Here is a 24573-nt window from a genome sequence, read left to right as displayed (position 1 = left end):
TGTGTCAGCTCGCCTTGGCGAGCGACTCGAACTCGTCGTCGGTGAGCCGCACGTCGGCCGCGCTCACGTTCTCCTCCAGGTGCGCCACCGAGGACGTGCCGGGGATCGGCAGCATCACCGGCGAGCGGCGCAGCAGCCAGGCCAGCGCGAGTTGCGCGGGCGACGCGCCGTGCGCGGTGGAGATGGCGTCCAGCGGGCCGCCCGGGCGGGCCAGCTCACCGGTCGCGATCGGGAACCACGGGATGAACGCGAGGTCGTTGCGCTCGCAGTACTCCAGCACGTCCTCTGCGCTGCGGTTGGCGAGGTTGTACAGGTTCTGCACGGACGCGATCGTGGTGATCGCCCGGGATTCCTCGATCTGCGCGACGCTCACCTCGGACAGCCCGATGTGCTGGATCTTGCCTTCCTCCCGCAGCAGCGCCAGCTCACCGAGCTGGTCGGCGAGCGGCACCTTCGGGTCGATCCGGTGCAGCTGGTACAGCGGGATGCTGTCCAGGCCGAGGTGACGCAGGCTCAGCTCACACTGCTGGCGCAGGTACTCCGGGCGGCCCAGCGCCCGCCAGTCGCCGGGGCCGGAGCGGCTCAGCCCGGCCTTGGTCGCGATCACCAGGTCATCGGCGTACGGGTGCAGCGCCTCCCGGATCAGCAACTCCGAGACGAACGGCCCGTACGAGTCGGCGGTGTCGATGAACGTCACGCCCAGCTCGACCGCACGGCGCAGCACACGAACCGCCTCGGCCGGGTCCTTCGGGTCACCCCAGACACCCGGGCCGGTGATCTGCATGGCCCCGTAGCCGAGTCGGTTGACGGTGACGTCGCCACCGATCCGGTACGTGCCGGACGCCTTCGCGGGCTGCTCACTGATATTTGTCGCCATTGCCCGATCCCCAATCGTCTCGTCGTGGCGGGCGTGGACAGCGCGGGCGTGAAGAGCCCACCCGCCACCGATGGATCATCCCCCGGAACTCCGCCGCCATGCCGCCGGTCGGCCGACTGTGGGCGCGGACACGCCGTCAGCGCGCCGAGCCGAGTTGCCGGGAAGCGCCCGGTACGACCGGGGTGTCCGTGCGACGCTGGCCGGAGCCGGTGCGTTCCGGCGCGACGGCGGAGGGAGCACCCATGGGAGTGCCGCAGGTCAACTTCGCGCTCGACACGTACGAGTGCATCGTGATCTACCCCGGCGCGGCCGGGCGGGCCCTGCCCGCGGAGACCGTGCAGCGGTTGCAGGCCGAGCACGCCGAACACATGCAGGCGTTGCAGCGAAGCGGCATCGTCCTGGTCGCCGGCTCAGTGGACGGGCCGGCGCGCGAGCCGGATCCGCCGATCGGCTTCGGGCTGGCCCGCACCGGCAGCGTCGACGACGTCCGCAGCGTGCTGGAGGCAGACCCGGCGGTGCAGGCCGGGCTCTACCGGGTGGAGGTGCTGACCTTCCTCTGCCCGGCCGGTTCCCTGGAGTTCCCGCTGGTCAAGGCGGGCAGCTGAGCCTCCGGTCCATCGGTGGCTGTCGTGATGACGACGGCGCTCGCCCGCCTGCCGGTGCTACGGTCGCGCCCAGCGCGGGCCGCCGCCGGGGCGTACCCGGTGTCGTGGGTCGGCCCCGGTCGAGGAGTCGCCATGATCTCCGCCGCCACCCCCGATGTCGCGTCGGCCACCGCCCGACTGCGTGCCCTGCTCGGCGACCGGCTGCACGAGCCGGGCGATCCCGGTTACGCCGTCACCACCCGACTCTGGAACGGCGCGGTGGCGCGCACGCCCGCGCTGGTAGCCCAGTGCCAGGACGCCGACGAGGTGGCCGAGGCGGTCCGCGTCGCCACCCGGTGCCACCTGCCCCTCTCGGTCCGCTCCGGAGGGCACGACTGGGCCGGCCGGGCGCTGCGCGACGGCGCTCTGGTGCTCGACCTGACCTGGCTGCGCGCCGTGCGGGTCGACCCGGAAGCGGCCACGGTGACCATCGGCGGCGGCGCCACGGCGGCCGAGCTGCTCGCCGCCGCCCGCCCGTACGACCTGGTGGTCCCCACCGGTGTGGTCGACGCGGTGGGGATGGCCGGCCTCACCCTCGCCGGCGGGTACGGACCGCTGTGCGGCCGGTTCGGTCTGGCCCTGGACAGCCTGCTCGGCGCGGAGGTGGTTCTCGCCGACGGCCGCCGGGTCACCGCCGACCCCCGGCACGACGCCGAGCTGTACTGGGCGCTGCGCGGCGGCGGTGGGAACCTCGGCATCGTCACCGAGCTGCGCTTCCGCGCGCACCGGCTGCCCGGCGTGCTGGCCGGCATGATCATGTTCGCGCTCGCCGAGGCGCCGGCCGTACTGCGCGGCTACGGCGAGCTGGTCGCCGAGGCCCCGGACGAGCTGACCGTGATGGCCGGCTTCCTGCCCGGCCCGGCCGGTGAACCGGTGATCTTCGTCTGCCCGTTCTACAGCGGCCCGGACCTGGCCGCCGGGGCGCCGTGGCTGGACCGGCTGCGCGCGCTGGGCAGCCCGCTGGTCGACCAGATCGGCCCGATGCCGTACGCGGACGCGCTGCGGATGTTCGACGGCGGGATGGTCGACGGCAACCACTACCTGCTGCGGACCCGGTGGTTGCCAGCGCTCACCGACGACACCGTGGACACGCTCGTCGACGCCGCCCGGCAGGTCACCTCGCGGTTCTCCGCGCTGGCCGTGCACCACTTCCACGGCGCGGCCACCCGGGTCCGCCCCGCCGACACGGCGTTCGGGTTGCGCACCAACCACCTGATGGCCGAGATCATCGCGGTGTGGGCGCCCGGCGACCAGGCCGTCCCGCACCGCGAGTGGGCCGAGCGGACCTCCACGGCACTCGCCCCGCACGCCCTGCCCGGTGGTTACCCCAACCTGCTCGCCCCGGAGGAGACCGACCGGGTCCGGCTCGCCTACGGCGCGAACTGGGCGCGGCTGCGCCACGCCAAGCGCCGCTACGACCCCCGCGACCTGCTGCACGCGGTGCCCACCCTGCCGCCCTCCGGGCACCCGGAATGACCCGCCGCCCGCCGCCCTCGGAGCACCCGCAGTGAGCCGCCGCCGGGAGCACCCCGACAGCGCACGCCAACAGAGGCGTACGATTCCCGGCGCGCGGTCGCTGATGCCCGTCGCCACAACGTTCCCGGTGCGGTTTCGCCCGCCGGCCCGACGCGCGCCGCGCGTCGTTGGACACCTGTTCCGCTGCCTGCAAGGGGTCGGCCACGAGTCCGACCTGAAGGAGAGACTAGCCTGATGGGCGTGACACGCCGCGTAAAGATCGTCTGCACTCTGGGTCCCGCCACCTCGTCCCCGGAGCGCATCCGGGGTCTTGTCGAGGCCGGCATGAACGTGGCGAGGCTCAACTTCAGCCACGGCAGCCACGCCGACCACGAGGCGGTCTACCGACTGGTCCGGGAGGCGTCGGAGGCAGCAGGTAAGCCGGTGGCCGTCCTCGCCGACCTGCAGGGCCCCAAGATCCGGCTCGGCAAGTTCGCCGACGGCCCGCACGAGTGGCGTACCGGCGACTCGGTCGTGATCACCGGCGACGACGTCATCGGCACCAAGGAGCGGGTCTCCTGCACCTACACCAAGCTGCCCTATGAGGTGAAGCCCGGTGACCGGCTGCTGATCGACGACGGTCGGGTCGCCGTCGAGGTCACCGACGTCACCGGCAACGACATCCGCTGCCTCGTCACCGAGGGCGGGCCGGTCTCCAACAACAAGGGCGTGTCGCTGCCCAACGTGGCGGTCAGCGTGCCCGCCATGTCGGACAAGGACGCCGAGGACCTGCGTTTCTCCCTGGGTCTCGGTGTCGACCTGGTCGCGCTCTCCTTCGTCCGCTCGGCCGAGGACATCAAGCTCGTCCACAACATCATGGCCGAGGAGGGCGTGTTCCGCCCGGTGCTCGCCAAGGTCGAGAAGCCGGAGGCGGTGGAGCACCTGGAGGCCATCGTGCTGGCCTTCGACGGTGTCATGGTCGCGCGCGGTGACCTCGGTGTCGAGATGCCGCTGGACGAGGTCCCGCTGGTGCAGAAGCGCGCTGTGCAGCTGTGCCGGGAGAACGCCAAGCCCGTCATCGTGGCCACCCAGATGCTCGACTCCATGATCGAGAATTCCCGCCCCACCCGGGCGGAGGCCTCCGACGTCGCCAACGCGGTGCTCGACGGCGCCGACGCGGTGATGCTCTCCGGCGAGACCAGCGTCGGCAAGTATCCGGTGCTCACCGTCAGCACCATGGCCAAGATCGTGACGACCACCGAGGCCGGTTCCATCGGGGTGCCGCGGTTGCAGCACGACCCGCGTACCCACGGTGGCGCCCTCACCGTCGCCGCCTCGTCGATCGCCCGGGCCATCAACGCCAAGGCGCTCGTCGCGTTCTCGCAGACCGGCGACACCGTGCGACGGCTGTCGCGCCTGCACTGCGACCTGCCGCTGCTGGCCTTCACGCCGGTCCCCGAGGTGCGCGACCAGCTCGCCCTCACCTGGGGCGTGGAGACCTTCCTGATGCCGTTCGTGCAGCACACCGACGACATGTTCCGCCAGGTCGACCAGGCGCTGCTCGGCCTCGACCGGGCCAACCCCGGTGACTACGTGGTGATCGTCGCGGGTAGCCCGCCCGGCACCCCCGGCTCGACCAACACGCTGCGCGTACACCAGCTCGGCTCGCTGGTCGACGCCGCGTCGGCGCGGGCCCTGCAGTGAGCGACGGTCGGGTCGCGGTCGGCCAGGCGGCGGTTGACCAGCTGCTGGAAGTGCTCGACCTCGACCCGACCGGGGAGATGACCTTCCGGGGGATGAGCCCCCCGGTCGGCCCACAACGGGTGTACGGCGGCCAGGTCGCGGGTCAGGCCCTGGTCGCCGCCGGCCGCACCGTCGACCCGGAGCGGTTCGTGCACTCGCTGCACGGCTACTTCGTCCGCCCCGGCGACCCGGTTGAGCCGATCGTGTACCAGGTGGAGAACATCCGCGACGGCCGGTCCTTCTCGGTCCGCCGCGCGGTCGCCCTCCAGCACGACAAGCCGATCTTCTTCATGTCGGCGTCGTTCCAGCGGGCCGAGGAGGGCCTGGACCACCAGGCCACGTCCCCGCTGGACGTGCCCCCGCCGCAGGACGTGCCGACGATGACCGACCGGCTCTCCCGCTACCCCGAGCGGCTGGGCATCTGGGGTCAGATCCCACGACCGATCGACGTGCGCTACGTGGGTGAGCCCGGCTGGGTCCGCCCCGGCGACCGGCCCGCCGACCCGCACCAGCGGGTCTGGATGCGCATCGACGGCAAACTGCCCGACGACCCCCTGCTGCACGCCTGCGCGCTCACCTACGCCTCGGACCTCACCCTGCTGGACTCGGTGCTCTCCGCGCACGGCGAGGTGTGGGGGCCGGGCGGGTTGGTCGGCGCGAGCCTGGATCACGCGCTCTGGTTCCACCGGCCGTTCCGGGCCGACGAGTGGTTCCTCTACGACTGCCTGAGCCCGTCGGCGTCCGGCGCGCGTGGGCTGGCCACCGGCCGGATGTTCACCACGGACGGCCGGCAGATCGCCAGCGCCGTCCAGGAGGGTCTGCTGCGCCGCGTCGGCGCCTGACGCTGTCGCTCATCCCCGCCGGGTAGTTGTCGCTCATCCCCGCCAGGCAACTGGCGGGGATGATGTGGTTCAGGCCTGGTAGATGGCCTCGCCGGCGATCTCGATCTGCACCGTCTTGCCGACCAGCACCCCGCCGCTCTCCAGGACGACATTCCAGAGCAGGCCGTAGTCCTCACGGTTCATCTCGGCCGTCGCGCTGAATCCGAAGATGTTCTGCCCGTACGGATCCTGACGAGCACCACCAAAATTCACCTCCAGGTCGACGGCCCGGGTGATCCCCTTCACTGTCAACTCACCGGTGAGCACGAATCGTCCGGGAATGCCGTCGGACTGCGGCGGAACAATGTGACTCCGGCCTCGTCCGCCCAACCGGTGGTTGCGCAGGCGCGCCCACTGGAATATGGGGTCCTCGTTGCCCTGCCATTTGATACCGGTGCTTCGATATTCGAGAGTGGGAAAACGCTCCACATCGAGGAAGTCGGCACTCTTCAGATGCGTGTCCCGATCAGCACTCCCGGTGGTGATGCTGGCCGACATGATGGTGGCCGTCACCGAGGAGAGCAGCGGGTCCTCCGCCACGAAGATCTGCGCCGTCGCCTCGGCGAACTCGCCGCGCACCGGGCTCACCATCATGTGCCGGGACAGGAAACCGATCCGCTTGTGCGCCTGATCGAGAAGATAGGTGCCGGCCACCGGGATGGTCATGCCGTCCCAGGTGCGTGTGGCGATATCGGTCATCGTGTTGCCTTCCCCCCGAGCACACCCGGGTGTTTATCAATATGTTGCTGGCGGCCGGGTAAACGGCCAGACATTCGTACTCCCGCCCAGCATAGGGACGCTCCGGACCGGCATTTCGGCCGCCACCGTACGGTGGATCATGACGTACTTCACCGGTCCCTACCGGGGGCCGTTCATCGGTCCTGGACGCGCGCCAGCGGCGCTACTTTCCATCGATGCGTGCCCGATCGGCCGAGGGTCGCCCGCCCGCCCGGTTGACCAGCGACTAACCTTGCCGACATGCGCCTCTCCGCCCGGGTCGACTATGCCCTCCGCGCGGCCGCCGAGCTTGCCGCGACGGCCAGCGGCCCCGGGCGCGGCCGGCCGGTCACGGCCGACCAGATCGCCCGCGCCCAGGAGATCCCGCCGAAGTTCCTGGAGAGCATCCTTCTCCAGCTGCGCCGGGGCGGCATCGTGCACGCCCAGCGCGGCCCGGAGGGCGGCTACTGGCTGGCCCGCCCCGCCGAGGAGATCTCCCTCGCCGAGGTCATCCGGGTGATCGACGGGCCCCTCGCCCACGTACGTGGGCAGCGCCCCGAGCAGCTCGGCTACCACGGCCCGGCGCACGCCCTCCAGGAGGTCTGGATCGCGCTACGGGCAAGCGAGCGGGAGATCCTCGAACTGGTCAGCGTGGCCGACGTGGCCGCCGGCACGCTGCCCGCGCGGGTCACCGAGCTGGCCGCCGACCCACGCGCCTGGATCTGAGCGCCGGCTCGCCTCCAGCTTCATGTCACCTGGTCGCTGCCTTCTTCGCCTGGGTCTGCACGCCGGCTAGCCTTTCGGCCTCGCGCCCCGGGCACTGACCGGGCGCGTCCCATCCACCGATCGGGGGCTTGACCCTGACTGCCCCATCCCGCATTGTCGACCAAGTCGATAGGAGATGCCGAAAAGTCTGGGGGCGCTCGTGCGCAAGCTGTTGGTCCTCGCTCTGGTCGGGCTCGTCGCGCAACTGATCGATGGTTCGCTCGGCATGGCGTACGGCTTGACCTCGTCCACTCTGCTGCTGGTCGCCGGGGTCGCCCCGGCCGCCGCCTCGGCCTCGGTGCACCTGGCCGAGATCGGCACCACGCTCGCCGCCGGAGTCGCGCACTGGCGGTTCGGCAACGTCGACTGGCGGGTGGTGACCCGCATCGCCCTGCCCGGCGCGATCGGCGCCTTCGCCGGCGCCACGCTGCTCAGCTCGATCTCCACCGAGGCCGCCGCACCGTGGATGGCCAGCATTCTCTTCACGCTCGGCGCGTACCTCCTGATCCGCTTCGCCCGACCACTGCGCACCGACCGGATCGGCCGACGGCTCCGCGGTCGTTTCCTCGGCCCCCTGGGCCTGGTCGCCGGCTTCGTCGACGCGACCGGCGGCGGCGGATGGGGCCCGGTGGCCACCCCCGCGCTGCTGGTCTCCGGCCGCATGGAGCCCCGCAAGGTGATCGGCTCCGTGGACACCGCCGAGTTCGTCGTGGCCGGCGCGGCCAGCATCGGCTTCCTGATCGGGCTGGGCTCGGAGGGATTCCTGCTCCCCACCGTCGCCGCACTGCTCATCGGTGGGCTCATCGCCGCCCCGCTGGCCGCCTGGCTGGTGCGAATCGTGCCCGCCCAACTGCTCGGCGCGGCAGTCGGCGGCGTGATCGTGCTGACCAACGCCCGCACCCTGATGCGTTCGGCCGAACTGGACGGTCCGGCCCGGCCCGCCCTGTACGCCCTGCTGGCCGCCGGCTGGCTGGCCGCCCTGGTGTTGGCCGTGCGCGCCCTACGCCGTACCCGCCGCGCCCGCGCCGAAGCCGCGAGCGCTTCACCCGCAGCCGCGGCCGTGCCCGCCAAGGCCTCCGACGCTGCCTCCGCCGACGAGGTCCCGGCCGATCTGGCCGCAACGGGTACGCCCACCCCGCGCTGAACCCCGCCCGCCCGCCGGTCAACATCGTCATCGCCGAGGTTGAATCACCAAGATCGCGCAACATCCTGGTTGTAGTGGCTTCCTGGCGTTTCGTGGCCACTACATCCTGGTTTGAGCGCGATCTTGGCGGCCGTGGGCGCCCGAGCCTGGGTCCCGGTCTCTCCGGGGGCGGTGTTCGTCGTCAAGATCCGCGCAATATCAGGGATGTTGCTGGCTCTCGCGTGTCGGAGGCAGCAACATCGGGGAAGTTGCGCGGGGCGCGGGGGCGCGAGGGCGCGAGGGTGCGAGGGTGCGAGGGTGCGAGGGCGCGAGGGCGCGAGGGCGCGAGGGCGCGGGGGTGCGGGGGTGCGGGGAGCGGGCGGGGCGACGGCGGGTTAGGGGGTGAGCAGGGTGTTGGCTGCCTCGGAGAGCAGGGTCCAGGCTTCGTCGATGTGCGCTTCGGTGGTCTGGGGTGAGCCGACCGCCAGTCGGAGCGTGTAGCGGCCGGCGACCCGGGTGTGCGTGAGGTGCACCCGTCCGGTGGCGTTCGCCGAGGCCAGCATCGCCGCGTTGGTGTCGTCGTCGGCGCGCAGTCGGAAGCAGACCAGTGAGAACGGGTGCGCCGCGGCCACCTCGAACCGGTCGTCGGTGCGGACCCGCTCGGCGAACCGTTCGGCCAGCGCCACCCCGGAGCGGATGTGCGCCCGCAGCCCTTCGGCGCCGTACCAGCGCAGCACGAACCACAGCTTGAGGGACCGGAACCGCCGGCCCAGCGGCACCTGCCAGTCCCGGTAGTCGATCACCGCGCCGGATTCGGAGGCCGCGTTGCGGAGGAACTCCGGCAGTACGGTCAGCGCCTCGATCAGTTCGGCCCGGTCGGCCACCCAGAACGCGTCGCAGTCGAAGCCGGTGAGCAGCCACTTGTGCGGGTCGAAGCAGTAGGAATCGGCGTACTCCAGGCCGGCGTGCGTCCACCGCAACTCGGGGCAGACGGCGGCGGCGCCCGCGTACGCGGCGTCCACGTGCAGCCAGATCCCGTACTCGGCGCAGATGGCCCCGATCTCCGGCAGTGGGTCGACGGCGGTGGTGGAGGTGGTGCCGATGGTCGCTACCACGATGGCCGGTACGTCACCGGCGGCCAGGTCGGCTTCGATGGCGGCCCGCAGCGCGTCCGGCAGCATCGCCTGGGTGTCCGGGTCAACGTCGATCGTCCGGATTCCGTCGCTGCCCAGCCCGGCGATCCGTACCGCCTTCTCGATGGACGAGTGTCCGTGGATGGAGGTGTAGGCGCGGTAGCGCCGGTCGATGCCGGTGTGCCGCCAGCGGCCGCCGCTGACCCGGTGCAGTGCGGCCAGGGTGGCCACCAGCGTCGCAGAGGACGCCGAGTCCTGGATGACCCCACCGCCAGCCCCGGTGGAGCGGAACCGCTGTGGCAGGTCCAGCAGATGGGCCAGCCAGTCCATCATCACCGTCTCCAGCTCGGTGCAGGCCGGGCTGGAGGCCCACAGCATGCCCTGGACGCCGAGCCCGGAGCTGACCAGGTCGCCGAGCACGCTCGGGCCGGAGGTGTTGCCGGGGAAGTAGCCGAAGAAGCCCGGGTGCTGCCAGTGGGTCAGCCCCGGTACGACGATCGAGTCCAGGTCGGTGAGGATCGCCTCGACCGGTTCGCCGCCGGTGGTGGGCGGCTCGCTGGGCAGGGCGGCGGCCACGGTGCCCGGGGGGTCGGCCGGGGCGACCGGTCGTTGTTCCACTGTCGCCCAGTAGTCGGCGATCCAGTCGACGACGGCGTGGCCGGCGCGACGGAATTCGGCGGGGTCCATGTGGTGAGCGCTCACCCGGACGAGTTGATCAGGCATCGATCACCGAGGCAAGAGTGGGACCCGCAGTCAAGCGACGATGGTCGATGTTGCGTGGCGGAAAGCGCTTGCCTTACGATGCGCGGGGAGTCGGATCCGTGAGTTCCAGGGCGTTTCACCCCGATCAGATCGCCGTCCGCCGCCGTCGTGGTGGGTTCGGTCCACTGTGCTTCCCGGGCAGGGCCGGTGGGTCGTAGCGATCATCACCGGATCCCCGGAGGCAGTGCATGCACCCGTCCAGACATCGGCTGATCCTGCTCGCCGCCACGACGGCGGCCACCGTCGTGGCCGGCACCCTCGGCACGGTCGTCGCCTCGGCCGCCGCCGTCGGCTGCCGGGTCGACTATCAGATCACCAACCAGTGGCAGGGCGGCTTCGGCGCCAACGTCACAGTCACCAACCTCGGCGACCCGGTCAACGGGTGGGCGCTCACCTGGTCGTACGTCGCGGGTCAGCAGGTCACCCAGGCGTGGAACGCCGTCGTCGCCCAGTCCGGTGCCCAGGTGACCGCGCGCAACGTCGACCACAACGTCGCCATCGCCACGAACGGCAGCGCCTCGTTCGGCTTCAACGGTTCGTGGGCCGGCAGTAACCCGGTGCCGGGCAGCTTTGCGCTCAACGGCACCACCTGCACCGGCGCCCCACCCACCGACGAGCCGACCACCCCGCCACCCACCACCCCGCCCCCGACCACGCCACCTCCGACCACGCCCCCGCCGTCGGCCGGGGTGGTGCAGATGGAGGACCTGGACCGAGGGCTGATCAGCGTCCGCTCCGGCAGCGGCAACCTGGTCTCCTGGCGGCTGCTCGGCACCGAGACCTCCGGGGTGGCGTTCAACCTCTACCGGGGATCCGCCAGGGTCAACGCCAGCCCGATCACCGGCGCCACCAACTACCTCGACAGCGGCGCGGCGGCCGGCTCGGCGTACACAGTGCGGGCCGTGGTGGGCGGCGCCGAGCAGGCGGCGTCGGCGCCGGCGTTGCAGTTCGGCGCGGGCTACCTGGACGTGCCGTTGCAGGTCCCGGCCGGGGGCAGCACCCCCAGCGGCGAGAGCTACTCGTACAGCGCCAGCGACGCCTCCGTCGGTGACCTCAACGGCGACGGCAGCTACGAGATCGTGCTCAAGTGGGAACCGTCGAACGCCAAGGACAACTCCCAGTCCGGCTACACCGGCAACGTCTACGTCGACGCGTACACACTTACCGGCACCCGGTTGTGGCGGGTCGACCTGGGCCGCAACATCCGGGCCGGCGCCCACTACACCCAGTTCCAGGTGTACGACTACGACGGCGACGGCCGCGCCGAGGTGGCCATGAAGACCGCCGACGGCACCCGCTCCGGCACCGGTCAGCTCATCGGTTCGTCGTCGGCGGACCACCGCAACTCCAGCGGTTACGTGTTGTCCGGCCCGGAGTACCTGACCATGTTCAACGGGCAGACCGGCGCGATCGCCTCCACCGTCAACTACGACCCGCCGCGCGGCACCGTGTCGTCCTGGGGCGACTCGTACGGCAACCGGGTGGACCGGTTCCTCGCCGGCACCGCGTACCTGGACGGGCAGCGCCCCTCGCTGATCATGGCCCGGGGTTACTACACCCGCGCGGTGATCGCCGCCTGGGACTTCCGCAACGGCACACTGACCAAGCGCTGGACGTTCGACTCGAACTCCTCCGGCAACGCCGCCGCCGCCGGTCAGGGCAACCACCAACTCTCCGTGGCCGACGTCGACGCCGACGGTCGCCAGGAGATCGTGTACGGGGCCGCCACCATCGACGACAACGGCCGGCTGCTCCACTCGACGGGCAACGGCCACGGCGACGCCCTGCACGTGGGGGACCTGGACCCGGGCCGCGCCGGCCTGGAGGTGTTCAAGGTCGACGAGGATGCCAGCAAGCCCAGCTCGTACTTCGCCGACGCCCGTACCGGTCAGGTCCTCTGGTCCACGCCGGCGTCCGGCGACAACGGCCGGGGTGTCTCCGCGGACATCTGGGCGGGCAGCCCCGGCGCGGAGTCGTGGTCGTCAGCGGTCGCCGGACTGGCCAACACCAGGGGGCAGAACGTCGGCCGCAAGCCGTCCTCGGCCAACTTCCTCGCCTGGTGGGACGGCGACCCGGTGCGGGAACTGCTCGACGGCACGAAGATCGACAAGTACGGCACCGGCGGTGAGACCCGGTTGCTCGACGGCAGCGGGGTGGCGTCCAACAACGGCACCAAGGCCACGCCGGCGCTCTCCGGCGACATCCTGGGCGACTGGCGCGAGGAGGTGATCTGGCGGACCACCGACAGCCGGGCGTTGCGCATCTACAGCACACCCACGCCGACCAGCACCCGGATCTACACCCTGATGCACGACCCGCAGTATCGGGTGGCGATCGCGTGGCAGAACATCGCCTACAACCAACCGCCGCACCCGGGGTTCTTCATCGGCAACGGAATGGCCACCCCACCCACGCCGGACATCCACCTACGTTGATGCAACCCCTGGCGGTCCCGTGTGGGGTCGCCTAGGGTGGCAGGCACCGGGCCGCAGCCGCGGAATCCGCTCAGCTCCGGCCCGGTGCGCCACACCGCGGCATTCCCAACCCGTCCCGACCGGGAATGCCGTACCACCACCGGCACCAACATTAGGCACCGTCCGGGTCGGCAGGGTGACGCTGACGTGAAGATCGTGTTTCACGCGCTCCGGCGTAGACCGCCCACCACCTGCTCGGCGATCAATTCGTACGACCGCACCCGGTCCTGCACGTCGTACACCAGCGTGGTCAGCATCAGCTCGTCCGCGCCGGTGCGCTCCAGCAGTTCGGTCAGCTGTCGACGCACCGTCTCCGGTGAGCCCATCGCCTGACCGTCACGGCGCTGCAGGATGAACTCCCGCTCGATCTCCGAGTACGGGTACGCCGCAGCCTCGTCGGGCGTCGACAGCGGCTCCGGCCGCCCGGAGCGCAACTTCAGGAACGACAGGGCGCTCGGCCCGGCCAACCATTCGGCCCGCTCGTCGGTCTCCGCGCACACCGCGTTGACCGCCACCATCGCGTACGGCTTGTCCAGCCACTGCGACGGCCGGAAGTTCTGCCGGTACAGGGCCAACGCCGGCAGGGTGTTCTGCGAGCTGAAGTGGTGCGCGAAGGAGAACGGCAGACCGAGCAGACCGGCGAGCTGGGCGCTGAAACCGCTGGAGCCCAACAGCCACACGGCCGGCTGCTCACCGCGGCCCGGCGTGGCGATGATCTGCCCCGGCTTCTCCCCGCTGAAGTAGTTCATCAGGTCCGTCAGCTCGCGCGGGAAACCCTCCGCCGACAGGCCCTCCATGGTGCGCCGCAACGCCAGCGCGGTCACCTGGTCGGTGCCCGGCGCCCGCCCGATGCCCAGGTCGATCCGACCGGGGTGCAGCGCCTCCAGGGTGCCGAACTGCTCGGCCACCACCAGCGGCGCGTGGTTGGGCAGCATCACCCCGCCCGACCCCAACCGGATCGTCGAGGTGTTCGCCGCCAGGTGCGCCAGCAGGACCGCGGGGGCGGAGCTGGCGATCGCCGGCATGTTGTGGTGCTCGGCCACCCAGAACCGGTGGTAGCCCAACTCCTCCGTACGGCGGGCCAACTCGGTGGTGGCCTGCAACGCCGCGCCAGCGGTGGTGCCCTTGGCGACCGGGGCAAGATCAAGAACAGACAACGGTACGGTGATCACACGGTCAGCCAACCCGTCACCGGCCGGCTTTGTTCCGGCATACGGGTTTTCGTCGGCCACCTCACCCGCCGCTCAACCCATTCCACGCGCCTGCTCGAAGATCAGACTGGTCTGCGTGTGCTGCACCACCGGGTCGACCGCCAGGTGGTCCAGCACGAAGTCCCGCAACGCGTCGCCGGACGCCGCCCGCACATGCAGCACGTAGTCCTCCGCGCCGGCCACGTGGAACACCGACACCACCCCAGGCAGCCGCACCGACCGGGCCCGGAACGCGTCCACCGCCGCCCGCTCGTGCGCGGTCAACCGCACCGACACCAACGCCTGTAACGGCAGACCGAGCGCAGCCGGATCCACCTCGGCGTGAAAACCACGGATCGCACCGCGCTCGCGCAGCGCCCGGGTACGCGTCAGGCACGTCGACGGCGCCACGCCCACCCGGTCGGCGAGGGCGTTGTTCGGCAGCCGGCCATCCGCCGCCAGTTCGGACAGGATCGCGCGGTCCACCTCATCCAGGGCCGGATACGGCCGCACATCATTCGGCTCAGGGGGCATTCCGCCATCCTTGCCCGAACCGAACACGGAAACCAGTCCGAATCGCAGAATGATCTGCCGAACTGTTGCCCATCAGTCGCCAGATGTTCGACGCTACCGCCATGACAACGATGGACACCCGGGCCGTACACGCCGGCCGCGACGACCTCCGCACCCTCGGCGTGCACGTACCACCCATCGACCTGTCGACCACCAACCCACTGCCCTCCGTCGACGACGGCGGCGCCGCGTACGAGCAACTCGCCACCGGCGGAACCCTTCCCGCCGACGGCAGCGCCGTCTACCAACGGCTCTGGAACCCCACCGTCGCCCGCTTCGAAGCCGCCCTCGCCGAGCTGGAAGGCACCGCCCAGGCCGTCGCCTTCGCCAGCGGAATGGCCGCACTCACCGCCACCCTGCTCGCCGCCGCCCGCGACGACCGCCGGCACGTCGTCGCCGTCCGACCCCTCTACGGCGGCACCGACCACATCCTCGCCACCGGCCTGCTCGGCACCACAGTCACCTGGACCCGCCCCGACGAGGTCGCCGCCGCCATCCGCCCCGACACCGCACTGGTCATCGTCGAGACACCCGCCAACCCCACCCTCGACCTGGTCGACATCGCCGCCCTCGCCGCCGCGGCCGGCGACATCCCACTACTGGTCGACAACACCGTCGCCACCCCCGTCCTGCAACAACCCGCCCGCCACGGCGCCACCCTCGTCCTGCACAGCGCCACCAAGAGCATCGGCGGACACGGCGACGTCCTCGCCGGCGTCGTCGCCTGCGACGACACCTGGGCCGTACGCCTACGCCAGGTCCGCGCGGTCACCGGCGCGATCCTGCACCCCCTCGGCGGATACCTGCTGCACCGCGGCCTGCAAACCCTGCCGCTGCGGGTCCGCGCCCAACAGGCCACCGCCGAGAAGCTCGCCGGCTGGCTCGCCGACCACCCCGCCGTACACCGGGTGCACCACCCCTCGGTGGACGACCCGGCGGCGCTGGTCGGGCGGCAGATGTCCGGACCCGGCAGCCTGATCGCCTTCGAGGTACGCGGCGGCGCGCCGGCCGCGGCCGCCGTCGCCGGCGCCTGCCGCCTCATCACCCACGCGGTGTCCCTCGGCGGCGTGGACACCCTCATCCAGCACCCCGCCTCACTCACCCACCGGCCGGTCGAGGGCGACGCCAAACCCGCCGCCGCCCTGCTGCGCCTCTCGGTCGGTCTCGAAGACCCCGAGGACCTGCGCGCCGACCTCGCCCACGCCCTCGACACGATCGCCTGACCCTCAGCGCAGCTCGCGGTTGCCCAACACCCGCACGGGCGAACCCTGTCGAGCCACCCGCAACATCGCCCGACCGATCCCGTCGGTCGTGGTGACCTGGTTCGGCAGCAACCGACGCAGCAGCGGAAACAGCGGACGGGTGACCGCGTACCCGAACCGGTACCACCGCGTCTTCGACACCGCCCCGTACGTCGGCTGGATGAACCCCGGCCGCGCCGCGTAACCGTTTGGCAGCAGATCCATGACCGCGTTCTCGGCGCGCCCCTTGACCCGCGCCCACATCACCCGACCCCGACCCGACGAGTCGGTCCCCTGACCCGAGACGTAGACGAACGTGACCTGCGGGCTCACCTCCGCGAACAACCGCGCCGCCGCCATCGGGTAGTCGTAGCTGACCCGCGTGTACGCCGCCTCGTCCAGGCCCAACGAGGACACCCCCAGGCAGTAGAAACACGCGTCGACACCGGTCAACTCGGCCCGCACCGCGTCCAACTCGCCCACGTCCGCGACCGTCAGCTCCCGCAGCTTCGGATCCTGCGCACCGGTCGGCCGCCGACCGACCGTCAGCACCTCCCGCACGTCCTCGGCGAGCAGGCACTCGCGCAACACGCCCTGACCGACCATCCCGGTCGCACCGAAGACCACCACCCGCATCAGATCCCACCCCTGTCGCCGCCCACCGCCACCGGCCATCCGCCGGCGCGTCAGCCAGGCTGTCACGGTCGGTGTGATCCGCGCGGTACCGGTCAGGACTTGGGGCCGACGTGCCGGTCCAGCGTGGCGACAGCGTCGCGTCGCGCCACCGACAGCGAGTTGCGTCGGTTCATCCGCCAGGCGACGCCGAGCAGGTCGAGGCTCCACTGGCAGAGCCCCATGATGTCGGCCGACTCGTTGACGAACATGTAGCGCGGGTAGACGTACGCCTTGCCGCGCACTGTCACCCGGTTGGCGAACCGACAGCCGTCGGAGTGGAACAGCCCGCGCAGGAAGTCACCCGGATGCGTCGCGACGATGTCCCGTTGCCAATCGGCGAGAATGATCGGACGTTCGTGTTTCTTGCCGGGACCATGCTGGGGAAGCAGGCATGGCCAGTGCTTGCCGGAGCTCTGCACGCTGACGCAGCCAGGCTGCTGGACGCGCTGGACCTTCGCCGCGAGCACCTGCCGCATGCTGGCGTCGCACGCCTCGATCAAGCCCGGCCAACTACTGCTGCAAGCGATGCGCAGCACCGGTACCCGTGCGGAGGTGACGAGATGCCCGTCGCCCAGGTAGAGACCGAGCAGGTAGAGGTATGCAGACGTCTGATTCTTGACCTCAGGCCGGCAGCGAAAGCAACGAAGCTCGCTGCCGGACCTTCTCGGCTCGACCTGGTGCTTGCACCAGCCCCTGACCGTCGGGTACGGAAGTCTCAGACGTCTGGCAACCTCGGCGACCGTACTGCCGGCGAGGTGCTGCTGCCGCGCACGAATGCGTAGTTCAGGTGGGTGCACATGACGATTTTGGAACAGCCGTACGACACTTTTGGTGCCCCCGGTGGGAGTCGAACCCACACTGTCGGAGGTTTGAGCTCCGCTTCTCTGCCGGTTGGAATACGGGGACGCTTGGCCGAATGCTCTGGTGGCCTCCCATAGGTTACCTACTACGCTGAGGGCGGCGACACCCGGTCGGGTTGGTGTCGGCTTATGACTGGTGGGGGTAGGGCTGGTGGCTGAGATGCCGACGGATGCCGAGCGTAGGCGCGTACTGATCGCCGAGGACGAGGCGCTGATCCGGCTGGACCTCGCCGAGATGCTGGTCGAAGAGGGTTACGAGGTGGTGGGGGAGGCCGGTGACGGCGAGACAGCCGTCCGCCTCGCCGAGGAGTTGAAGCCCGACCTCGTCATCCTCGACATCAAGATGCCGATCATGGACGGGCTGGCCGCCGCCGAGCGCATCGCCGGTGCCCGGATCGCCCCGGTGATCATCCTGACCGCGTTCAGCCAGCGTGATCTGGTGGAGCGGGCGCGGGCGGCGGGCGCTATGGCGTACCTGGTGAAGCCTTTCCAGAAGAGCGACCTGGTCCCGGCGGTGGAGATCGCGCTGTCGCGTTACTCGGAGGTCGCGGCGCTGGAGGCGGAGGTCGCGAGCCTGACCGACCGCCTGGAGATCCGTAAGTCGGTGGAGCGCGCCAAGGGCGCGCTGATGACCACGTACGGAATGACCGAGCCGCAGGCGTTCAAGTGGATCCAGCGCACGGCGATGGACCACCGGATGACCATGAAAGAGGTCGCCGAGCGGATCCTCGCGGAGACCGCCGGCGGCGAGGTGTCGCAGCAGCCGACCGTCTGAGCGCTCCTGGTGACAACGGGCTGCGCTGGGCCACCGTGCGCGGGGTCTGGTGGTTAGCATCGACGGGTGTCCGTCCGACGGGTGATCGCGCTGTTCGGCCTCTTCGCGCTGCTGCTCGCCGGGTGCGACGGGCCGGCCGCGCCGAGCGGCGCGGGGTCGACGACGGCCGCGGCGCCCGCGCTGCGGCCGGGTTGGCAGCCATTGACGCTGCCGGCGCCGCCGGGTGGCCCGGGCCGTTCCCTGCTGCGGGACGCGACGTCGTGCGCGGGTCGGTGGTTCGTGGTCGGTGGTGTCCTGGCCGCCGACGGTGGCACGCGTCCGGCGGCCTGGACCAGCCTGGACGGTACGACGTGGACGGTGCTGCCGGTGCGTCCGGATTCCTTCTACGGGCGGCAGAACGTGTTCCTGTCGGCGGCCTGCCGCGATGGTCAGGTGGCGTTGATCGGCGCGAAGGTCGGCGGTGCGCACGGTTATCCGCGGGTGAGCACGTGGCGGCAGGTGGCCGATGGCGCGTTGATCGAGGTGCAGGCGTCGTTCGAGACGTACGGCGGGCCGACGGCGGTGAACGTGTCCCGGCTGGCGGCCGGTCCGCAGGGTTGGTTGATCGTCGGTAACCGGTCGGCGGGTGCCGCGTCCTGGGTGGCGTCGCCGTCCGCGGGGGAGTTCGCGCTGGTCGAGGGTGCACCGGAGCTGGCCAGTGACGCGGTGGGGGTGACCTGGGCGTTCGACGCGGTGGCGACGTCGTCGGGGTGGCTGGCGGTGGGTGGTTTGTTGCCCGCTGGCCGGATCGACCGTGATCCGGCGGTGTGGTCGTCGCCGGACGGTCGGTCGTGGCGGCGCACGGTGTTGCCGGGTGGGTCGGAGTACGAGGAGATGCAGCGGGTGGTGCTGGCCGACGACGTGCCGGTGGCGGTCGGGCTGCGCGGGGGGACGTTCGGCGCGTGGCGCCAGGAGGCGGCGGGTTGGGTGGCCGTCGGGACGTTCGGGCGGCGGGCTGGGGCCGGGGTGCCGGGGGTGGGGTCGCTGGTGTCGTCCGGTGGCAGTCTGTTCGCCGCGGTGACGGATGGGGCTCGGCATTCGGTGTGGGTGTCGACCGACCGGGGTGGTTCGTGGCGGGAGGCGACGATGCCACTCGATGTGTCGGCGGGCGTTGACCGGGATGTGACGCTGGTGGCGGTGGGTGACCGGTGGTGGTTGGCAGCGGACGACGGCACCCGGGCCGGGTTGTGGTGGGCGGCCGGCGCGGGCACCTGAACGTCGACGGTGCGGTGACGCTTCCACCCGGTACGCGACCTGCGCGGACGTTTCCGCAGGTCAGTCGACTTTTTGTCAGGTGCGCGCGGTCCGGGTTGCTGCGGGTGGAGTTCGACCGGGCGTGGGTTTAAGGACCGTCTGGCGGGTTCACCTGTGACGGACATCGACATGATTGCCCACGTCTTCGTAACGGTTTCGCAGACCCAGCCTTCAGGCCTTCCGGGACGGTATGTCGTGTCGGTACGCTCCGCCATCACGAGCCGTAACGCAGGGGGAGTCCCTGCGGGGTGGGTGGAATTGCGGGTTTGCTGCTGTCGCCGTCGCTTCGGGTCAGTCGCGTCCGCATCTCGAGGAGGTCAGGAAGCCGTGAGGCGAAGCTATGTACGGGCGCTGGGTACCGTGGCGCTCGCCGCGACCCTGGTGGTTGCGGCTGGTTGCCAGGATTCCGGTGGCGGCGAAGGTGGGACCGCGTCGGGTGACTGCGGTGGCAAGATTGCGATCTTCGGTGCGTTCACGGGTGACAACGCGGGTCTGGTGATCCCGTCGCTGAACGGCGCGAACCTCGCCGTGGAGCAGTTCAACGCGGCGAACCCGAACTGCAAGGTCACCATGCAGCAGTTCGACACCCAGGGTGACCCCGCGGTGGCGACCCCGTTCGCGAACCAGATCGCGGGGGACAACTCGTTCCTCGGTGTCATCGGTGGTCACTTCTCCGGTGAGTCGGACGCGACGATGCCGATCTACCAGGCTGCCGGCCTGGCGATGGTCAGCCCGTCGGCGACCCGCACGGACCTGACCCAGAAGGGCAACACGTCCTTCTACCGGGTCGTCGGTAACGACGGCACGCAGGCCGGTGCCGTGGCCAGCTACCTGAAGACCCAGAACGCGCAGAAGGTCTTCATGGTCGATGACGCCAGCGCGTACGGCGCGGGCATCACCGATGAGCTGGGCAAGCAGCTCGGCCCGCTGGTCGTGAACAAGGACAAGATCCAGGAGCGGCAGACGCAGTTCGACGCCACCGTCTCCAAGATCAAGTCGTCGCAGGCCGACTTCGTCTTCTACGGCGGCTACACCCGTGAGGCCGCTCCGCTGGTGAAGCAGATGCGTGCCGCCGGCGTCAACGCCAAGTTCGTCGGCCCGGACGGTCTCTACGACACCGCGTTCCCGTCGGGTGCCTCCGGCGGCGCCGAGGGCGCGATCATCACCTGCCCGTGCCTCCCGGCCGACAAGGCCGGCGGCACCTTCTCCGCCGACTACCAGAAGAAGTTCGGCATCCCGCCGGGCTCCTACGGTGCGGAAGGCTTCGACGGCGCCACGATCTACCTGGACGCCTTCAAGGCTGGCAAGAAGACCCGGGCGGACATCCTGGCGTTCGTGAAGTCGTACGACAAGCAGGGTGTGTCGAAGTACATCAAGTTCGATGCCAAGGGTGACGTCGACCCGACGAAGGTTGTCATCTGGGCCTACCAGATCAAGGGCAACGCTATCGAGGCGCTGCAGGAGCTCAAGCTCAGCTGACGCCCACGAAATGGAGTGCGGCCGGGGTGCTTCACCCCGGCCGCTCTCGATTCAAGGAGACCCCCGGTGCATTTCGATGAACTGATCGGCCATCTCGGCCAGCACACGGTCGATGGCCTGTCCAAGGGCGCCATCTACGCCCTGATCGCCCTTGGTTACACCCTCGTTTACGGCGTCCTTCGTCTGATCAACTTTGCGCACTCCGAGGTGTTCATGGTCGGTACCTTCGCGGTGCTGATCCTGTGGACCCAGCTCGGGGTGCAAAATAACCCCCCTGTCGGCCAGGCGATCCTGTTCCTGGTGCTCGGTCTGGTCGTCGCGGCGGTCGCCTCGGGCGGTACGGCCCTGGCGCTCGAACGGATCGCGTACCGGCCGTTGCGGCGCAAGAACGCGCCGCCGCTGATCTTCCTGATCACCGCTATCGGCCTGTCGCTGGTCTTCGTGGAGCTCTTCGGGCAGGTGCTGCCGAAGTTGCTCGGCACGGTGCTGCCGGAGGCGTTCGGCCGGCCCCGGCAGATCGTCGGTATGCCGACGATCATTCAGCAGGAAACCCTGTTCACCATCGGCAACACCGCGATCACGAACATTCAGCTGATCGTCTTCGTGGCGGCCGTGGCGATGATGGCCCTGCTGGACTGGTTCATCAACCGCACCCGGTACGGCCGGGGCGTGCGAGCGGTGGCCCAGAACCCGGAGACCGCCGCGCTGATGGGCGTCAACCAGGAGCGCGTGATCATGCTGATCTTCGTGCTCGGTGGCATCATGGCCGGCGCCGCCGCGCTGTTGTGGAGCATGCGGTTCGGCTTCACCCAGAACAGCATCGGCTTCGTGCTCGGCCTGAAGGCGTTCACCGCCGCCGTGCTGGGTGGCATCGGCAACCTGCGCGGTGCTCTGCTGGGTGGTCTCTTCCTCGGCGTTGTCGAGGTCTACGGCGCCACGCTCTTCGCGTCCAACTGGGAGGACGTCATCGCCTTCGTGGTGCTGATCGTGGTGCTGATGTTCCGGCCCACCGGCCTGTTGGGTGAGTCGCTCGGGAGGGCCCGCGCATGATCGACAAGATTCGCTCCGCAGACCGCCGTCGGGTCGGCATCCTGACCTCGGTCGGCGACCGTTGGGGGGCCCTGCCGAAGTGGCAGAAGGCCATCGGTGTGGTGGCTCTGCTCGTCTTCCTCTACCACCTGCCGTACCTGGGCAAGCTGCCCGGCGGTCTCATGATCCCCGGTCTGAACAACCTGCGTACCGACTCGATCGAGGGCGGCAACAACTGGGCGGGCGTGCTCTTCGTCTGCGCCATCTACGTGCTGGTCGCCATCGGACTGAACGTGGTGGTCGGCCTCGCCGGCCTGCTCGACCTGGGCTACATCGGCTTCTTCGCCATCGGGGCGTACAGCGTGGCGCTGTTCGGCTCGGTGAACTCGCCTGTGGTGAAGTGGATCCAGCAGGAGTTCAACCTGCCGCCGACCTGGGCGGTGACCTGGGGCATCTGCCTCCTGCTCGCGATCGTGCTGACGATGATCTCGGGCGTGCTGCTGGGTTGGCCGACGCTTCGGTTGCGCGGTGACTACCTGGCCATCGTGACGCTCGGCTTCGGTGAGATCATCCGCATCGTCGCCCGCAACGCCACCGGTGTCACCAACGGTCCGGTCGGTATCTCGGCCATTCCGGGTCCGGAGGGTCCGCCGTCGGCGGACAACAAGGTCTTCGGTCTGATCGACGCGAAGCCTTGGTACTGGCTGGCGATCACCTTCGTGCTGTTGATGGTGGTCCTGGTTCGCCGGCTGGAGCACAGCCGGGTCGGTCGCGCCTGGCTCGCGGTCCGTGAGGACGAGGACGCCGCCGCGGTGATGGGCGTGTACCCGTTCAAGTTCAAGCTGTGGGCGTTCGCCATGGGCGCGGCGCTCGGTGGCCTGTCGGGCTTCCTCTTCGGCAGCCGGAACGCGTTCATCGACCCGACCCAGTTCAACGCGAACCTCTCGATCCTCTTCGTCGCCATGGTCGTGGTCGGCGGTTCCGGCAACATGATCGGCGTCTCGCTCGGCGCGGTCCTGCTGGCGTACCTGCCGGAGCGGTTCCGCGACTTCGCCGACTACCGGTGGCTGGTCTTCGGGCTGGCCATGGTGCTGGTGATGATCCTGCGTCCGCAGGGCCTGATCCCCAGCCGGCGGCGGGCCCGCGAGTTGAAGGACCGCGCGGCAGAGGCAGAGGAGGCGCCCGCTCATGTCTGACCAGACCACCAGCACGTCCGCGCCGAAGATCCCGGCCCAGCCGGGGCCCCGGTCGGTACTGCTCGAAGTCGACGATGTCACGCTCCGCTTCGGCGGCGTGGTCGCCCTCGACAAGATCAATTTTCAGATCTATGAGGGCGAGATCCTCGGTCTCATCGGTCCCAACGGCGCCGGCAAGACCACCAGCTTCAACGTGATGACCGGGGTCTACAAGCCGACCTCCGGAGCGGTGCGGTTCCGCGGCCAGAAGGTGACCGGCCGTAAGCCGCACCAGATCAGCCAGTTGGGCATCTCCCGGACGTTCCAGAACATCCGTCTCTTCCCGGAGATGACGGCGCTGGAGAACGTCATGGTCGGCACCGACTCCCGGCACAAGACCAGCGTGCCCGGGGCGCTCTTCCGGCTGCCTCGGCGCAAGCCGAAGCCGCACGAGTTGCCGCAGGTCACCGCCGCGTCCGGGATCGTCCGGACCTGGCAGCAGGTGCGCCGGACGTTCGCCAAGACGTTCGGGTTGTCCCGGCACATCCTCGAGGAGCGGGCCGCCGAGGCCAAGGCGCTCGAGCTGTTGCGCTTCGTCGGGATCGCCGACCGGGCCAACGACGAGGCGCGCAACCTGCCGTACGGCTACCAGCGTCGGTTGGAGATCGCCCGCGCGCTGGCCACCGAGCCGAAGCTGATCTGCCTGGACGAGCCGGCCGCCGGCTTCAACCCGGCGGAGAAGGAGGAGCTCCTCACCCTGATCCGCAACATCCGTGACATGGGGCTGACCGTGCTGCTCATCGAGCACGACATGCGGCTGGTCATGGGAGTCACCGACCGGATCGTGGTGCTGGAGTTCGGCCGCAAGATCGCCGAGGGTGCGCCCGCGGAGGTCAGCCGCGATCCGAAGGTGATCGCCGCGTACCTGGGGGAGCCCGCAGATGACGCTGCTTGAGCTGGAGAACGTCGCCGTCGCGTACGGCCGGATCGAGGCGCTGCACGGGATCAGCCTCACCGTCAACGAGGGTGAGGTGGTGGCCCTGATCGGCGCGAACGGCGCCGGTAAGACCACCACCATGCGGGCCATCTCCGGGACCCGGTCGCTGGCCGAAGGAAAGATCACGTTCAACGGCGAGGACATCAGCAAGCTCCGGGCCGACCTGCGGGTGGTCCGGGGGCTGTGTCAGTCGCCCGAGGGGCGGCAGATCTTCCCGGGTATGACCGTCATGGAGAACCTGGACATGGGGGCGTACACCCGGCGGGACTCCGCCGGCATCGCCGCCGACCTGGAACGGGTGTTGACCCTCTTCCCGCGGTTGGCCGAGCGGCGCAAGCAGGCCGGTGGCACCCTCTCCGGCGGCGAGCAGCAGATGCTCGCGGTCGGTCGGGCGCTGATGAGCCGGCCGAAGCTGCTGCTGCTCGACGAGCCGTCGATGGGGCTGGCCCCGTTGGTGATCCGGCAGATCTTCGACATCATCACCGAGATCAACCAGCAGGGCACCACGATCCTGCTGGTCGAGCAGAACGCCCAGCAGGCGCTGTCGCGGGCACACCGCGGCTACGTGCTGGAGACCGGTCGGATCGTGAAGGAGGGGTCCGGTCAGGACCTGCTGCACGATCCGTCGGTCAAGGAGGCGTACCTCGGCGTGGCCTGAGCCACCCAGTTCGGCGGCCGGTCATCCCCTCGCGGGGGTGGCCGGCCGTCGGCG

Annotated in this window: 22 protein-coding genes and 1 tRNA gene; 15 read left to right on the top strand and 8 right to left on the bottom strand. The window is 70.2% G+C overall.

The features are described from left to right. Positions 1 to 4: 4 nt before the first annotated feature. A complete protein-coding gene (locus tag ACQRWP_RS18665; protein WP_430496459.1) occupies positions 5 to 877 on the bottom strand; it encodes an aldo/keto reductase in 873 nt (290 codons plus the stop codon). A 242-nt stretch (positions 878 to 1119) separates the two neighbouring features. Here ACQRWP_RS18665 and ACQRWP_RS18660 point away from each other — a divergent pair, with 242 nt between their 5' ends. From ACQRWP_RS18660 to ACQRWP_RS18645, 4 genes are all read left to right on the top strand, one after another. Continuing rightward, positions 1120 to 1482, top strand: coding sequence for a YciI family protein (locus tag ACQRWP_RS18660; protein WP_430496457.1), 363 nt, complete (start codon positions 1120 to 1122; stop codon positions 1480 to 1482). A 132-nt stretch (positions 1483 to 1614) separates the two neighbouring features. Beyond that, positions 1615 to 2997: an FAD-binding oxidoreductase gene (locus ACQRWP_RS18655; protein WP_430496455.1), complete on the top strand. Its 1383-nt coding sequence runs from the start codon at positions 1615 to 1617 to the stop codon at positions 2995 to 2997. A 234-nt stretch (positions 2998 to 3231) separates the two neighbouring features. Next, complete coding sequence (gene pyk / locus ACQRWP_RS18650) at positions 3232 to 4680, top strand: pyruvate kinase (protein WP_430496453.1); 1449 nt, start codon at positions 3232 to 3234, stop codon at positions 4678 to 4680. Further along, a complete protein-coding gene (locus tag ACQRWP_RS18645) occupies positions 4677 to 5561 on the top strand; it encodes an acyl-CoA thioesterase (RefSeq protein WP_354945246.1) in 885 nt (294 codons plus the stop codon). Before pyk ends, ACQRWP_RS18645 begins: the two co-directional genes overlap by 4 nt. A gap of 69 nt (positions 5562 to 5630) precedes the next feature. Here ACQRWP_RS18645 and ACQRWP_RS18640 read toward each other — a convergent pair whose 3' ends face one another. Further along, positions 5631 to 6299: a YceI family protein gene (locus tag ACQRWP_RS18640; protein ID WP_238680214.1), complete on the bottom strand. Its 669-nt coding sequence runs from the start codon at positions 6297 to 6299 to the stop codon at positions 5631 to 5633. A 279-nt stretch (positions 6300 to 6578) separates the two neighbouring features. Between ACQRWP_RS18640 and ACQRWP_RS18635 the strand changes: the two genes are divergently transcribed. Both ACQRWP_RS18635 and ACQRWP_RS18630 read left to right on the top strand, forming a co-directional pair. After that, positions 6579 to 7043 (top strand): RrF2 family transcriptional regulator, encoded by a 465-nt coding sequence (locus ACQRWP_RS18635; protein WP_091407884.1) that lies wholly within the window; start codon positions 6579 to 6581, stop codon positions 7041 to 7043. Between the two features lie 199 nt (positions 7044 to 7242). Next, the gene (locus ACQRWP_RS18630) at positions 7243 to 8226 is read left to right on the top strand and encodes a sulfite exporter TauE/SafE family protein (protein ID WP_430503223.1); all 984 of its coding nucleotides are present in this window, start codon (positions 7243 to 7245) and stop codon (positions 8224 to 8226) included. Positions 8227 to 8600: 374 nt separating this feature from the next. Here the strand turns inward: ACQRWP_RS18630 and ACQRWP_RS18625 are convergent, their stop codons facing one another. Next, a complete protein-coding gene (locus tag ACQRWP_RS18625) occupies positions 8601 to 10040 on the bottom strand; it encodes a pyridoxal-dependent decarboxylase (RefSeq protein ID WP_430496450.1) in 1440 nt (479 codons plus the stop codon). A gap of 248 nt (positions 10041 to 10288) precedes the next feature. On the opposite strand from ACQRWP_RS18625, the gene ACQRWP_RS18620 reads away from it, so the two are divergent. Continuing rightward, complete coding sequence (locus tag ACQRWP_RS18620; RefSeq protein WP_430496448.1) at positions 10289 to 12535, top strand: cellulose binding domain-containing protein; 2247 nt, start codon at positions 10289 to 10291, stop codon at positions 12533 to 12535. Between the two features lie 200 nt (positions 12536 to 12735). Here the strand turns inward: ACQRWP_RS18620 and ACQRWP_RS18615 are convergent, their stop codons facing one another. Together ACQRWP_RS18615 and ACQRWP_RS18610 are read right to left on the bottom strand one after the other, a co-directional pair. Further along, a complete protein-coding gene (locus tag ACQRWP_RS18615) occupies positions 12736 to 13746 on the bottom strand; it encodes an LLM class flavin-dependent oxidoreductase (protein ID WP_430496446.1) in 1011 nt (336 codons plus the stop codon). A 72-nt stretch (positions 13747 to 13818) separates the two neighbouring features. Next, positions 13819 to 14298, bottom strand: coding sequence for an Lrp/AsnC family transcriptional regulator (locus ACQRWP_RS18610; RefSeq protein WP_430496444.1), 480 nt, complete (start codon positions 14296 to 14298; stop codon positions 13819 to 13821). A gap of 83 nt (positions 14299 to 14381) precedes the next feature. Between ACQRWP_RS18610 and ACQRWP_RS18605 the strand changes: the two genes are divergently transcribed. Continuing rightward, the gene (locus tag ACQRWP_RS18605; RefSeq protein ID WP_430496442.1) at positions 14382 to 15560 is read left to right on the top strand and encodes a trans-sulfuration enzyme family protein; all 1179 of its coding nucleotides are present in this window, start codon (positions 14382 to 14384) and stop codon (positions 15558 to 15560) included. Positions 15561 to 15563: 3 nt separating this feature from the next. On the opposite strand, the gene ACQRWP_RS18600 is transcribed toward ACQRWP_RS18605, so the two are convergent. From ACQRWP_RS18600 to ACQRWP_RS18590, 3 genes are all read right to left on the bottom strand, one after another. Continuing rightward, the gene (locus ACQRWP_RS18600) at positions 15564 to 16280 is read right to left on the bottom strand and encodes an NAD-dependent epimerase/dehydratase family protein (RefSeq protein ID WP_430496440.1); all 717 of its coding nucleotides are present in this window, start codon (positions 16278 to 16280) and stop codon (positions 15564 to 15566) included. 26 nt (positions 16281 to 16306) lie between these two features. Beyond that, entirely contained in the window at positions 16307 to 16729 is a 423-nt protein-coding gene (locus ACQRWP_RS18595; protein ID WP_430503222.1) for a hypothetical protein, read from the bottom strand. A gap of 353 nt (positions 16730 to 17082) precedes the next feature. Next, positions 17083 to 17159: transfer RNA gene (locus ACQRWP_RS18590), tRNA-Leu, on the bottom strand. Positions 17160 to 17264: 105 nt separating this feature from the next. Here ACQRWP_RS18590 and ACQRWP_RS18585 point away from each other — a divergent pair. From ACQRWP_RS18585 to ACQRWP_RS18555, 7 genes are all read left to right on the top strand, one after another. Then, positions 17265 to 17888 carry an ANTAR domain-containing response regulator gene (locus ACQRWP_RS18585; protein WP_130402813.1) on the top strand — a complete coding sequence of 208 codons (624 nt, stop codon included), beginning with the start codon at positions 17265 to 17267 and terminating at the stop codon, positions 17886 to 17888. 66 nt (positions 17889 to 17954) lie between these two features. After that, complete coding sequence (locus ACQRWP_RS18580) at positions 17955 to 19142, top strand: hypothetical protein (protein WP_430496438.1); 1188 nt, start codon at positions 17955 to 17957, stop codon at positions 19140 to 19142. Between the two features lie 366 nt (positions 19143 to 19508). Then, on the top strand, positions 19509 to 20660 hold the full coding sequence (locus tag ACQRWP_RS18575; RefSeq protein ID WP_238680224.1) for a branched-chain amino acid ABC transporter substrate-binding protein: 1152 nt from the start codon (positions 19509 to 19511) through the stop codon (positions 20658 to 20660). A gap of 66 nt (positions 20661 to 20726) precedes the next feature. Next, entirely contained in the window at positions 20727 to 21710 is a 984-nt protein-coding gene (locus ACQRWP_RS18570; RefSeq protein ID WP_238680225.1) for a branched-chain amino acid ABC transporter permease, read from the top strand. Further along, positions 21707 to 22885, top strand: a complete 1179-nt coding sequence (locus tag ACQRWP_RS18565) for a branched-chain amino acid ABC transporter permease (protein WP_425698823.1) — start codon at positions 21707 to 21709, stop codon at positions 22883 to 22885. The genes ACQRWP_RS18570 and ACQRWP_RS18565 overlap by 4 nt, the downstream gene beginning before the upstream one ends. After that, entirely contained in the window at positions 22878 to 23819 is a 942-nt protein-coding gene (locus ACQRWP_RS18560) for an ABC transporter ATP-binding protein (protein WP_410815955.1), read from the top strand. The genes ACQRWP_RS18565 and ACQRWP_RS18560 overlap by 8 nt, the downstream gene beginning before the upstream one ends. Further along, the gene (locus ACQRWP_RS18555; RefSeq protein ID WP_354945233.1) at positions 23806 to 24519 is read left to right on the top strand and encodes an ABC transporter ATP-binding protein; all 714 of its coding nucleotides are present in this window, start codon (positions 23806 to 23808) and stop codon (positions 24517 to 24519) included. The genes ACQRWP_RS18560 and ACQRWP_RS18555 overlap by 14 nt, the downstream gene beginning before the upstream one ends. Positions 24520 to 24573: the final 54 nt, after the last annotated feature.

Origin of the sequence: Micromonospora trifolii (genome assembly GCF_050516465.1) — a bacterium.
Taxonomy (GTDB): domain Bacteria; phylum Actinomycetota; class Actinomycetes; order Mycobacteriales; family Micromonosporaceae; genus Micromonospora; species Micromonospora trifolii.
The sequence above is the reverse complement of the archived record's forward strand: the minus strand, read 5'-3'. Positions and strand labels throughout refer to the sequence as shown.